At 64.8% G+C, this 12,236-nt stretch carries 13 protein-coding genes; 8 read left to right on the top strand and 5 right to left on the bottom strand.

All coding sequences use genetic code 11. The features are described 5' to 3' along the window. Nucleotides 1–239 precede the first annotated feature (239 nt). The 4 genes from IVB40_RS34230 to IVB40_RS34215 all read left to right on the top strand — a co-directional run bounded on the left by IVB40_RS34230 (nucleotide 240) and on the right by IVB40_RS34215 (nucleotide 3,667). Nucleotides 240–1,136, top strand: coding sequence for a TauD/TfdA family dioxygenase (locus IVB40_RS34230; protein WP_247285203.1), 897 nt, complete (start codon nucleotides 240–242; stop codon nucleotides 1,134–1,136). A gap of 11 nt (nucleotides 1,137–1,147) precedes the next feature. Beyond that, nucleotides 1,148–1,441: an NTF2 fold immunity protein gene (locus IVB40_RS34225; RefSeq protein ID WP_247285204.1), complete on the top strand. Its 294-nt coding sequence runs from the start codon at nucleotides 1,148–1,150 to the stop codon at nucleotides 1,439–1,441. A gap of 63 nt (nucleotides 1,442–1,504) precedes the next feature. Then, nucleotides 1,505–2,842 carry a Rieske 2Fe-2S domain-containing protein gene (locus IVB40_RS34220; RefSeq protein ID WP_247285205.1) on the top strand — a complete coding sequence of 446 codons (1,338 nt, stop codon included), beginning with the start codon at nucleotides 1,505–1,507 and terminating at the stop codon, nucleotides 2,840–2,842. Between the two features lie 3 nt (nucleotides 2,843–2,845). Continuing rightward, a complete protein-coding gene (locus IVB40_RS34215) occupies nucleotides 2,846–3,667 on the top strand; it encodes an N-acetylmuramoyl-L-alanine amidase (protein WP_247285206.1) in 822 nt (273 codons plus the stop codon). 107 nt (nucleotides 3,668–3,774) lie between these two features. On the opposite strand, the gene IVB40_RS34210 is transcribed toward IVB40_RS34215, so the two are convergent. The 3 genes from IVB40_RS34210 to IVB40_RS34200 all read right to left on the bottom strand — a co-directional run bounded on the left by IVB40_RS34210 (nucleotide 3,775) and on the right by IVB40_RS34200 (nucleotide 6,868). Then, entirely contained in the window at nucleotides 3,775–5,382 is a 1,608-nt protein-coding gene (locus IVB40_RS34210; protein WP_247817641.1) for a Na+/H+ antiporter, read from the bottom strand. Between the two features lie 48 nt (nucleotides 5,383–5,430). Continuing rightward, a complete protein-coding gene (bla, locus tag IVB40_RS34205; RefSeq protein WP_247817640.1) occupies nucleotides 5,431–6,300 on the bottom strand; it encodes a class A beta-lactamase in 870 nt (289 codons plus the stop codon). A gap of 193 nt (nucleotides 6,301–6,493) precedes the next feature. After that, nucleotides 6,494–6,868 (bottom strand): nuclear transport factor 2 family protein, encoded by a 375-nt coding sequence (locus IVB40_RS34200; protein ID WP_007598116.1) that lies wholly within the window; start codon nucleotides 6,866–6,868, stop codon nucleotides 6,494–6,496. 92 nt (nucleotides 6,869–6,960) lie between these two features. Between IVB40_RS34200 and IVB40_RS34195 the strand changes: the two genes are divergently transcribed. Further along, on the top strand, nucleotides 6,961–7,389 hold the full coding sequence (locus IVB40_RS34195) for a GFA family protein (protein ID WP_247285209.1): 429 nt from the start codon (nucleotides 6,961–6,963) through the stop codon (nucleotides 7,387–7,389). A gap of 180 nt (nucleotides 7,390–7,569) precedes the next feature. After that, nucleotides 7,570–9,396: a caspase family protein gene (locus tag IVB40_RS34190; RefSeq protein WP_247817639.1), complete on the top strand. Its 1,827-nt coding sequence runs from the start codon at nucleotides 7,570–7,572 to the stop codon at nucleotides 9,394–9,396. A 16-nt stretch (nucleotides 9,397–9,412) separates the two neighbouring features. Here IVB40_RS34190 and IVB40_RS34185 read toward each other — a convergent pair whose 3' ends face one another. Next, the gene (locus tag IVB40_RS34185; protein WP_027566020.1) at nucleotides 9,413–10,105 is read right to left on the bottom strand and encodes a DUF1345 domain-containing protein; all 693 of its coding nucleotides are present in this window, start codon (nucleotides 10,103–10,105) and stop codon (nucleotides 9,413–9,415) included. Nucleotides 10,106–10,112: 7 nt separating this feature from the next. After that, complete coding sequence (locus IVB40_RS34180) at nucleotides 10,113–11,036, bottom strand: polyprenyl synthetase family protein (protein ID WP_247817638.1); 924 nt, start codon at nucleotides 11,034–11,036, stop codon at nucleotides 10,113–10,115. Nucleotides 11,037–11,196: 160 nt separating this feature from the next. Here IVB40_RS34180 and mtgA point away from each other — a divergent pair, with 160 nt between their 5' ends. Continuing rightward, entirely contained in the window at nucleotides 11,197–11,871 is a 675-nt protein-coding gene (mtgA, locus tag IVB40_RS34175) for a monofunctional biosynthetic peptidoglycan transglycosylase (RefSeq protein ID WP_247817637.1), read from the top strand. Nucleotides 11,872–12,040: 169 nt separating this feature from the next. Next, nucleotides 12,041–12,223 (top strand): 50S ribosomal protein L32, encoded by a 183-nt coding sequence (gene rpmF / locus IVB40_RS34170; protein WP_007598106.1) that lies wholly within the window; start codon nucleotides 12,041–12,043, stop codon nucleotides 12,221–12,223. Nucleotides 12,224–12,236: the final 13 nt, after the last annotated feature.

The raw sequence follows: 12,236 nt of genomic DNA, 5'->3' as shown, positions 1-12,236 counted from the left end.
ATTGCTCCGCTCGCGCCTCATACTGAGCTGTCGTCCCGGCGGAGGCCGGGACCCATAACCACAGGATTGGTGGTTAGAACGAGCTGTCGCTCCGAGTTTTCGCCAAACCAAATCCTGTGGTTATGGGTCCCGGATCTGCGCTTCGCTTGTCCGGGACGACGGGCGGTGTTTGCAATGCAGATTGCACATCCTTAACTGCGCGCTACCATGCTCCCAATCAAACGATCGGGAGACACGCCATGAGCTCACTCGCCGGCAAGCAGGGTCCGCGCTATCGCCACGCGACGGACGACGGCGTGCCGTACGAGACCATCGCGGTCGAAAAGCTCACCCCGATCATCGGCGCGGAAATCTCCGGCGTCGACATCGGTAAGCTCGTTTCCGACGATGCCCGCTCCAACCGCCAGATGGACGAGGTCCATCGCGCGCTCGCCGAAAACCTCGTCATCTTCTTCCGCGACCAGACCATCACGCCACAACAGCATCTCGCCTTCGGCCGCAAGTTCGGTGAGCTGCATTTCCATCCTGCCGCGCCGCATGAGGATGAAGACCCGGCGCTGATGAAGATCTATGCGGATGCGAACTCGCCGCGCGCCAACGGTGAGGGTTGGCATTCCGACGTGTCCTGCGATCTCGAGCCGCCGATGGGCTCGATCCTCTACATCAAGCGGTGCCCGCCGCGCGGCGGCGACACGTTGTTTGCCAACATGTACGCAGCCTACGAGGCGCTGTCGGACCGGATGAAGGCCTATGTCGACGGGCTGACCGCGCTGCATGACGGCGAGCCGATCTATCGCGGGCTCTACGCCAATTACGGCGTCGCCGACCGCCCGTCCTATCCGAGTGCCGAGCATCCCGTGGTGCGCACGCATCCGGTCACGGGCAGGAAGGCGCTCTACGTCAACCGCGGCTTCACCCGCCACATCAACGGAATCCCGCGCGACGAGAGCGATGCGATGCTTGCCTATCTTTACCAGCACGCCGAGAATCCGCTGTTCCAGTGCCGCTTTCGCTGGACCGAGAATGCCATCGCCTTCTGGGACAACCGCTGCACCCAGCACCGCGCCATGTGGGACTACTGGCCGCACACACGCTCGGGGACGCGCGTGACGGTGAAGGGAGAGAGGCCGGTGTGAGAGGCATTTTTGTGGTCGCACTCGTCTTTGTCACGAGCTGCGCGATTGCCGGGGACAAGGTGGCGACCGGCGCTGAAGGCACGGTGGCGACTGCTGATGCGGCCGTCGAGATCGCACGTGCGGCGGCCGTTAACCGCTACGGTGAGGTCGTTATTCGAAGCGAGGAGCCTCTAACCGCTGAGCTCAACCAACGTAACAATTGGATTGTGACAGGCATGTTGCCGCACGGCGCAGTTGGCGGAGTAGTTGAAGTTGAAGTCGCCCGCCGTGACGGCAAAGTTCTTCGGATGGTTCACGGTCAATAGCTCAACGTTGACGTCCTCCCGCGCCCGCGCCAATCTCTGCGAAAATAGTCGGGAGAGCCTGCCATGCTCCGCGCCGAGGACAACAAATTCCTGACCGAGGCTGATGCAGGCACCGGCATGGGCGAGCTGCTGCGCCGCTTCTGGATTCCGGTGCTCCTGTCCGAAGAACTCCCTGAGCCCGACGGCGAGCCGAAGAAGATCACTGTGCTCGGCGAGGAGCTGCTCGCCTTCCGCGACACGCGCGGCGTTGTCGGAGTCATCGACCAATACTGCCCGCATCGCGGCGCCAATCTCTGGCTTGGGCGCGTTGAGGAATGCAGTATCCGCTGTGTCTATCACGGTTGGAAGTTCAATACCGACGGCCGGTGCGTCGACATGCCGACGTCCTATCCCGACCTCAACGCCAAAGACCTCATCCGCATCAAATCCTATCCGGTGCGCGAATGGGGCGAGATGATCTGGGCTTATATGGGCCCGGCTGACGCGATGCCCGAGCTGCCGGACCTCGAAATGGCGCTGCTGCCGGCTTCGCACCGCTACGTCAGCAAGAAATGGCAGGACTGCAACTGGGTGCAGGCGCTGGAAGGCTCGATCGACACAGCGCATTTCACCTTCGCCCATCTCTCCTTCGACAAGGAGGAGAACGAGATTTTGGACATCAAGAAGCATTTTGTGAATCCGATCGCGCGGATGTCGAGCGATCACATGCGCTGGATCGCGGAGGATCCGCGCCCGGTGATCAAGATCGCCCCGCACGAAGCAGGCCTCACCATCGCCGGCGGGCGGCTCACCGGCGGCGACAACATCTACTGGCGCATCGCGCAGTTCCTGATGCCGTTCCACGCCTATGCCCCGAGCGCGATGCCGGGCGAGAACATCTTTGGCCAGACCTTCGTGCCCGTCACCGACACCAATTGCTGGATCTACACCTATGCCTGGAATCCGGAGCGGCCGCTGACGCAAGCCGAGCGTGACGCCTTTGACCGCGGCAATGGCGTGATCGCGGAGGTCGGCGACAATTACGTGCCGCTGCGCCACAAGGGCAACGACTATCTGATCGACCGCAAGCTGCAGAAGACCAGGAGCTACACTGGCATCAAGGGCGTCTCCGAACAGGACGCGGCCGTGCAGGACAGCCAGGGCCCGATCGCCGACCGCAGCCGCGAGCATCTCGGTCCGACCGATCTCGGTATCATGCATTTCCGGAAAGTCGTGATGGAGCTGGCGCGGGCGCTTCAGCAGGGCGAGCCGCCGCCGCACGCCGTGCATCAGGATCGCTACGCCGTGCGCTCGGGCGCCTGCGTCACCAGCAAGGCCAAGGACCTTTCCGCGGTGATGCTGGAGCGTTTCGGTGACGTCACGGGTTTTGTCGGCCGGCCGCGGACGGCGGCAGCGGAGTAGCGCTTGGGGCAGCCGCGCAGCATCATCGCAAGTCTCGTCTCGACGCTGGTCGCGTCGATCTTGCTATGGTCGCTGGCGCCTGCAGGCACCGGTCATGCTGCTATCGCGCGAAAAATCGTGAAGCCCAAGCCGCCGCATGCGCCGGTCAAATGTGAGATGTCGAAATTCCGGATCGTCGTGGATGTCGGGCACACCCCGGACTCCTACGGCGCGTTGAGCGCACGCAACGACACGGAGTTCGGCTTCAACTTCCGGCTTGCAAGTCTGATCACGGCGAAGCTCAAAGCCGAAGGCTTTGCCGCGGCCCGCCTGCTCGTCACGGCCGGCAAGGCGCGGCCGAGCCTACTCAAACGCGTCAGCACCGCGAATGACGCCCGGGCCGATCTCTTCCTGTCGATCCATCACGATTCGGTGCCGGACAAGCTGATCGAGACCTGGGAGTTCGACGGCGCGAACAGCTATTTCAGCGACCGCTTTTCGGGCCACTCTCTGTTCGTGTCGCAGCGGAATCCGCACTACGCTGCGAGCCTGATGCTAGCCCGGATGATCGGCCGGCAGCTAAAGGATCAGGACCTGCATTATGCCGGCCAATATGCCCTGCCGGTGATGGGCCGCTACCGGCGCCAATTGCTCGACAAGGATGTCGGCGTCTACCGCTATGACGGGCTCGTCGTGCTCTCGCAAACCCGCAGCGCCGCAGTGCTGCTCGAGGCGGGCTCGATCATCAACCGCGATGAGGAGATGACGATGAACTCGCCGGAGCGGCAGGAGATCATTGCGGGCGCCGTGGCGGCGGCGATGAGGGAATTCTGCGAGAGGCGGTAGTTTGCTCCGCCGCTTCAACAGCCGTCATTGCGAGCGTAGCGAAGCAATCCAGGCTGCCGCAGCGGAAAGATTCTGGATTGCTTCGCTACGCTCGCAATGACGAGGAGCTACAGTGGCCCGCCCCGATACTCCCGGTTCGCCAAACTCGCCTCCTCCAGGTCCAGATCCCGCTCGATCCTCCGGCGCGTCTCGTCGGTGATCTGGCCGTCGCGCAGCAGCTCGTGGATGAATTTGCGCTCGGCGGCGATCAGGTCCCGGGTCAAGGCGGTGCCGGCGGCGGAGACGTCGTGGTGGGTGGGATCGAGCGAATCGGGCAGCTGGTTGACCCGGATCTCGTGCCGCGCGCGCAGGAGCCGCATTACCTCGTCCGACACGTCCTTCTCCTCGGTCAGCGCGTCGAGTGACTTCAGGGCGGCATCGAGGGCCTGGCGCCGTGCTGCGATCTCGGACTCGTGCTCGGCGGCATGCTCGTTGCGACCGGCTTCCGCGACACCGAGCCAACGCACCACCGGAGGCAGCGTGAGGCCGACGCCGATCAACGTGATGAAGATGACACCGAAGGCGACGAACAGGACCAGGTCGCGAAACGGAAAGGCCTCGCCGCCCGGCAGCGTGAACGGCAGCGCCAGCGCCGCCGCCAGCGACACCGCGCCGCGCACGCCGGTGAACGCAAGCACGAACGGCCATTGCCATGGCGGGGAGGGGTCGCGCGCGCGCAGCGACTTGCTGAGCATCCGTGGCAGATAGGTCGCGGGATAGAGCCAGGCGAAGCGCGCGATCACAACGACCGCCAGCACCACGACGGTCGCGATCACGATGTCGTCGAGCGGGAATGCCTTCGATTTCTCGTACAGCGCGCGCATCTGGAACCCGGTGAGCAGGAACAACAAGCCCTCGATCAGATAGATCACGAGGTCCCAGAAGAAGATGCCCTGCAGCCGCGTCGATGCCGAGATCAGCAGCGGGCCGTTCCAGCTCACATAGAGGCCACAGGCGACGGTGGCGATCACGCCGGAGCCGCCGAGATGCTCGGGCAGCCAGTAGGAGACGTAGGGCGTGATCAGCGAGAGTGTCAGCTCGACCTGCGGGTCCCCCGACCATTTGCGGAACCGTAGGGAGAGCCAGCCGACACCGATGCCGAAGGCGATCTCGCCGGCGACGATGAGCAAGAACTCGCCGCCTGCCAGAGGCAGCGAGAAATGCCCGACCATGATTGCGGCGAGCGCGAAGCGGTAGAGAATCAGCGCGGTGGCGTCATTCGCGAGCCCTTCGCCTTCGAGGATGACCATGAGCCTGCGCGGCAAATGCAGCCGGCGCGCGATCGCGAGCGGCGCCACCACGTCGGGCGGCGCCACGATGGCGCCGAGCAGGAAGCCGATAGTCCAGGGCAGGCCGATCAAATAGTGGGTGGCGGTTGCGACCAGTGCTGTGGTGAAGATCACTGCGCCGACCGCGAGCAGCACGATCGGACGAAGATTCTTTTTGAACTCGCGCCAGCTCATCGCGACGCTCGCCGAGTAGATCAGCGGCGGCAGCACCATCAGCAGCACCAGTTCCGGCGGCAGTTCGACGGGCGGCATGCCCGGCACGAAGGCGAGGCCGACGCCGGAGAGCATGAGCAGAATGGCAGGCGCGATGTTGAAGCGGCGGGCGACAAGCGCGGTGCCCGCCAGCACGGCGAGCAAGATGAGAAAGGTCTGAAATTTCGCTTCCATGATGATCTGTCTTCACCCGGAAGCGGCCGGAAGGTCAATGCATGCGGCTCACGCCAGCCGCTCGGCCACGATGCGGCCGATGCGTGCGAACACGGCTTCGATCTGTGCCGCGCTCGGCGTGCCGCCCTGGGTATAGGCCGCGATCAGGATCGGCGCATCCGGCTTCGTGTCGATTTTGGGCCAGGCCACTGCGATGTCGCCGGAGGCGTCCTTGCCGTTGTTGCCGGTCTTGTCGCCGATCTTCCAGCTTGCGGGGAGGCCGGCACGCAGCCGGTTCGCGCCGGTCTTGCAACCCACCAGCCACTCCGTGAGCTGCGCGCGCGAGGTGGTCGACAGCGCCTCGTCCGTCACCAGCCGGCGCAGATTGCCCGCCATCGCCGCCGGCGTCGTGGTGTCGCGGGGATCGCCGGGCGGTGAGCGGTTGAGCTCCGGCTCATTGTGGTCGAGCCGCGAGGTGGTGTCGCCGAGTGAGCGCCAGAATGCCGTGAGCGCGGCGGGGCCGCCGATCCGAGCCAACAGCAAATTGGCGCAGGTGTTGTCGCTGAGCTCGACGATCGCCTTGCACATCTCGGTGACCGACATTGCGCCGGCGGCAATGTTCTGCCTGGCGACCGGTGCGTACTCCAGCAGGTCGGCCTTGCCGTACGGGATCATGGCCGCGAGCTGATCCTCGCCACGATCGACCCGCGCCAGGACGCAAGCCGCCAGCGAAGCCTTGAAGGTCGAGCACATGACGAACCGTTCGTCGGCGCGCCATGCGAGCTTTGCGCCGGTCGCGAGGTTCTCGGCATAGACCCCGATCCGGCCGCCGCTCTCGCGCTCATAGGTTTCGAGCTCAGGCTGCGCGTCCGCGGCGAGCGCAGGGGAGGCGGCAATCCAGCACAGCGAGGCGAGCAGCGAACGGCGGTCGAGAAGCATGGGGGACCTTTGAGTGAGACGGGCGGCGCGGTGGAGATGCGGCATGCACTCCATCCGCATCGTCATTGCGAGCGCAGCGAAGCCATCCAGTCTGCCTCCGCGGAAAGACTCTGGATTGCTTCGCTTCGCTCGCAATGACGGAGGATGTGGGACGAGTGCGCCCGATTTCGGGCAGCGCAAGATTAGGCCCCCCTCACTCCCGCAGGTCATACCGATAAGACTTCGACACGATCTGCCAGCCATCGGCGAGCTTCATCGCCACCAGATAGTCGGTGAAAAAACGCGGCGGCAGTTGGCACCGGACCTTGATGAAGGCGGTCTTGTCGTCGGAACGGTCGATCGTGACAATGAAATCCTCGCGCGGCTTGCCTTCGGCCTTGCCCGAGGGACGCTTGCGCACGCGGTCGAGCCAGTCCGGCACGGTCAGCACCTGCAGCTCGCCCTTCTCGACCCAGCGCAAATCGGCGGAGGGGTGGAAGATGGCGCCGAGTTTTTCGGCATCGCCCTCGTAAAGTCCGTCGAAGTAAGATTGCACGACGGCTTCGACGCTCGAACGGTTCTGGCTCATGGTCATCCCTTTGAATGATGGCTCAGGGCGAACTTAGTCGTACACGTCAAAATGCGCTATGGTGTCCGTACCATTGGCGCAAGGACGCTGTGATGACCGGATCAGAGAATTCGAACGCTTCCTTCCTGATCGGCGAATGCTACTGCCGCACCGTGCGCTACGAGGTGGCGGACGCGTTCTCCTATGCGATGAACTGCCACTGCTCGGATTGCCGCCGCACCACGGGCGCCGCCTTCAAGCCGTTCGCCGGCATCGAGCAGAGCAAGCTCCGCATCATCAGAGGGGAGGACCAGCGCACCATCTACGGTGACGACACCACCCACGACGCCCACTGCGCCCGCTGCGGCTCGCTGCTTTATTCCCGGGTGCGCGAGGGAAAATGGGTCCATGTCGCCATGGGAACCCTGGTCGATGTCCCCTCCATCCGACCGAGCGCCCACATTTTCGTGGGCTCGAAGGCGCCTTGGCACGAGATTACGGACAATCTGCCTCAATATCGGGGCCACATCGGGGATGCCTGAGGGAACCTGCTGCGCACCTGTTTCGCGGCGAACCGCGGCCGGACTGGCGCGACAAACAAAAGGGGTCTTTCGGCCCGCCGCCGGCGCCACCTTCGTGACCTCCGTCACAAGCGTCCGCGACGGACTCTGCTAAAGCCGTCCCAAAGGGGCTCGAACTGCCCTGAACTCGGAAGTCGTGTCATGCGCCAATTGCTCAGACTTTGCCCACTTCTCCTCGTCGTCGCGCTGCTATTCGGCACCGGGCCCGCTTTCGCCGGGAAGCGCGTCGCGCTGGTGATCGCCAACTCCGCCTATCAGCATGCGCCGTCGCTGACGAACCCCGTCAATGACGGTTCGGTGATGGCCAGGACGCTGAAGGAGGCCGGGTTCGACATCGTCGATTCCCGGCGCGATCTGACGGCGCAGGAAACCCGGCGTGTGCTGCGCGAATTCGCCGACGGGACCCGCGATGCCGATATCGCCGTAGTCTATTATGCCGGCCACGGCATCGAGGTCGAAGGCTCGAATTATCTGATCCCTGTCGACGCCAAGCTGGAGCGTGACACCGATGTCTTCGACGAGGCGCTCTCCCTCGACCGCGTCCTGGTCGCGGTCGAACCGGCCAAGCAGCTTCGCCTGGTGATCCTGGATGCCTGCCGTGACAATCCGTTCGGCAAGACCATGAAGCGCACGGTCGCCTCGCGCGGCATCGGCCGCGGCCTCGCCCAGGTCGAGCCGACCAGCTCCAACACGCTGATCGCCTACTCGGCCAAGGCCGGCTTCACGGCGCAGGATGGCGACGGTGCGAACAGCCCCTTCACCGTGGCGCTGTCGAAGCATCTGACGACGCCCGGCCTCGACGTCCGCCGCGCCTTCGGCTTCGTGCGCGACGACGTGCTCAAGTCGACAGGTAACAAGCAGGAGCCGTTCGTCTATGGCTCGCTCGGCGGCGAAGACGTTCCGCTGGTGCCGGTCAAGGTGACCGCTGCGGCTGCCGCTGCGCCCGCGCCGAATCCTCAGGCTGACATCCGCCGCGATTACGAACTCGCGCTCCAGGTTGGCAACAGGCCGGCGTGGGATGCCTTCCTTGCCCAGCATCCCGACGGCTTCTATGCGAGCCTCGCCAAGCTTCAGGTCGAAAAAATCGGCGCCGAACAGGCTCATGCGGCGGCCACCGAGAAGGCCAAGCAGGCCGAGGCCGAGCGCGATCGTCTCGCCGCGGTTGGCGCGCAGAAGGATACGCAGGCCAAGGCAGCCGCCGATGCGAAGGCCGCAGAGCAGGTACAGCTTGCCGCGCAAAAGGCCAAGGAGCAGGCGCAGCAGCAGGCGGCCGCCGCCGAGCAGCAGCGCGTCAATCTCGCCGCCGCGGCGCCGAGTGCAGCGCCCGCCAGCACGGCGAGCCCAGCCGGCACCAACGTCGCGTCGCTGACGCCGGCCATCGCGCCGGCCGATCTCAGCCGCTCGGTGCAGACCGAGCTCGGCCGCGTCGGCTGCTTCTCCGGCGCCGCCGACGGCAACTGGACCCCGTCCGCACAGCGCTCGTTGTCGCAGTTCAACCGTTATGCCGGCACCAAGCTCGACGTGAAGGTGGCGAGCACCGATGCACTCGACACGGTCAAGTCGAAACAGTCGCGCGTCTGTCCGCTGGTTTGCGAGCACGGCTTCAAGGCCGACGGCGACAAGTGCACCAGGATCGTTTGCCGTGATGGCTATGCGCTCAACGACGACAACGAGTGCGAGAAGCAGCGTGCCGCCAGGCCCGCCAAGCCTGCGACTGCAAAGCGTGACGACGGCGACGAGCGTCCCGCACGGCAGCGTCGTCAAGCCGGCGGTGAAGCTGCCGGAGCAGCTGGCGGCTTTGGCGGCGCTGCCGGCATTGCTGCTGCTGCTGGCGCCAGCCGCCCCTCGAGTGGCGGACAGCTCTTCTGCAATAGCGGCGGCTGCCGTCCGGTCAACCGCGGCTGCCATCTCGAATATCGCGGCGGCGGCGGCCCCGGCAACGATGCGAATGCCGAGGTCTGTAATTAGGATTGCGGAAGTGAGTTCAGGTCGAGATCGCGCTGGCCGCGATGTTGACGGTCAGCGCCAGCAAGGCCGTATTGTAGATGAATGAGACGATGCCGTGTGCGGTGGCGGTGCGGCGGATGGTCTTGTCGGAGATGCCGACATCGGAGACCTGCGCGGTCATGCCGATCACGAACGAGAAGTAGACGAAGTCCCAATAATCCGCGTGGTCTTCCTTGTCGCCGCTGGGAAACTGAAGGCCGCCCGGCGTGGCGTGCCGGTAATAATCATGCGCGTAATGCAGCGCGAAGATCGTGTGCACGGCGGCCCATGACAATACGATGGTGGTGATTGCGATGCTCAGCTCCAGGACGCCGCGATGCGGCGTCCCAAGCTCGGAGACGATCGCGGCGATGCTGGCGAAGGCGCCGATCGCCGTCACCAGCAGGATCACGAAACGACCGTCGTCCTGCATCGCTGCGGCGCGGCGGATGTGCTGGTGGTCGTTGCACAGCATCATCGCGTAGACCAGCACCAGATAAACGGCGATCAACGCATCCCAGCCGAACAGAAGCCGCGTGACCAGCCGGTGCGAACCCGGGATGAGCAGGCAGACGAGAATACCAACGGCAAGCGACATGAACGTCCGCGGACGCGCATAAATCAGCCGCATCGGCCGCGACATCTTGCGAAAGCGGGCGAGGGCGGGGTCTTCCTTGTTGCCGCCCGCCATCGCGCTATCAGCTCTTCCGTTCGGCCACGAACCGCGCAGCCGCTTGCAACACGGCGGAGCGATCGCCGAAAATCGAGACCGCGCTGTCGGCGCGCGCGAGCAGGTCGCGCACGCGCTGCTTGGCGCCTTCGATGCCGAGCTGGGTGACAAAGGTGGTCTTGCCGAGAGCTGCATCGGCGCCGGCAGGCTTGCCGAGCGCGGCGGCATCGCCTTCGACGTCGAGCAGATCGTCGGCGATCTGGAAGGCTTCACCGAGCGCGCGGCCGTAATCGTCGAGCGCCTGATATTCCTTTTGCGAGGCCTGGCCGAGGATCGCGCCGGCGATGCAGCCGTAGCGCAGCAGCGCGCCGGTCTTCATCTGCTGAATGCGGGCGACGTCGATCGGCTCATTGCCGCCAAAGCGGCCTTCGCCGGCAAGGTCGAGAATCTGGCCGCCGACCATGCCGCCGATGCCGGCGCAGCGCGCCAGTGCGCGGGTCAGCAAAAGCCTCACATTGGCGTCGCGATGGATCTCGTCGCGGGTGATGATGTCGAAGGCGAGCGTCAGGAGGCCGTCACCGGCGAGGATCGCGGTCGCGTCGTCGGTCTTCTTGTGCAGGGTTGGGCGGCCGCGGCGCAGGTCCGAATTGTCCATCGCCGGCAGATCGTCGTGGATCAGGGAATAGCAGTGGATGCATTCGAGCGCCGCACCGACGAGCAGCGCGGCTTCGCGCGGCACGCCGAACACGGCCGCGCTCTCGACCACCAGGAAGGGCCGCAGGCGCTTGCCGCCGTTGAGGCTCGAATAGCGCATTGCGTCCATCAGTCGCTTGGGCCGGGCGATCTCATCGGGCAGGATGTCGTCCGACAGCAGGCGCCCGAGCAGCGCCTCGGTGTCATCAGCGGTCTTGTCCAGACGTTTGGCGAAATCGGACGGGGACGTGCCGGTCATCAAGAAGGGCTCCAGAACTAAAATTCGGCGGGACAATCCTTTATGCGCCCGCCTCAGTCAATCGTTTGGAAGGCCTAAAAAGTGCTGGAAAAGGCCCGAATTATCACAGACTTAATGCCGGGCCCGTGGCCGCGTTTCGTTCTGCGCCGGAAAGGTTGATTTGCGCGTCGTCAAAATCCTTCTCCTGGTGCTCGCGGTCGCGGTTCTCGCGCCCTATGTCGTCGCGCCGTTCTACCGCGCCGGCCATCCCGTTTCGACGCTGATGATGTGGCGCTCGCTTCGGGGTGCGCCGATGCAGCGGGAATGGATCGATCTGGCGGCGATGTCGCCCTCGCTGCCACGCTCGGCGGTGGCGGCCGAGGACGCCCATTTCTGCAAGCATCACGGTATCGACTGGGGGGCGCTGCGTGAGGCGGTCGACGATGCCCGGGAGGACGGGACCCCGTTCCGGGGCGCTTCCACCATCACCCAGCAGGTGGCGAAAAACCTGTTCCTCTGGCAGGGGCGGGACTTCGTCCGCAAGGCGCTGGAATTCCCGCTGGCGCTGTGGATCGATCTCGTGCTGCCCAAGGCACGGATCCTGGAGATTTACCTCAACATCGCTGAGCTGGGACCACAGGGCCAGTTTGGGGCCGAGGCGGGCAGCGCCTATGCCTTCGGCAAATCGGCGGCGAACCTCTCCCCCCGGGAGGCGGCGCTTCTGGCCTCGATCCTGCCGAATCCGGTCAAACGCAGCGCCAGGACGCCGGGACCGGGCGTCCGGCGGCTGGCCGGGACCTATGTGGCGAGGGCGCAGGCCAGCTCGCTTTCGACCTGCTGGCGGGAGAACCGCTGATTTCCGGTCCTTTTCGGGCGCATTTTCCGGCCCAGAGCCCTAGATTTAAGGCAGGCCTTCCTCTATAAGCCCGGCCTTGACCGGCATTCAGCTCGCCTCGGTTTGCGGGTGCTGAGCCGTCCCCTCGCGGACGATGCCCTGATGACACCAATCCCTAGAGGATACTGAAATGGCCGTTCCGAGAAGAAAAACCTCGCCGTCGCGCCGCGGCATGCGCCGCTCGGCTGACGCCATCAAGAAGCCGACCTATGTGGAAGACAAGGACTCCGGCGAGCTCCGTCGTCCGCATCATCTCGACCTCAAGACCGGCATGTACAAGGGCCGTCAGGTCCTGAAGAAGAAAGAGTCCTGAATTCAGGACCTTT

Origin of the sequence: Bradyrhizobium sp. 40, assembly GCF_023100925.1 — a bacterium.
Lineage (GTDB): Bacteria > Pseudomonadota > Alphaproteobacteria > Rhizobiales > Xanthobacteraceae > Bradyrhizobium.
This window is presented reverse-complemented; position numbering and strand designations above follow the sequence as displayed.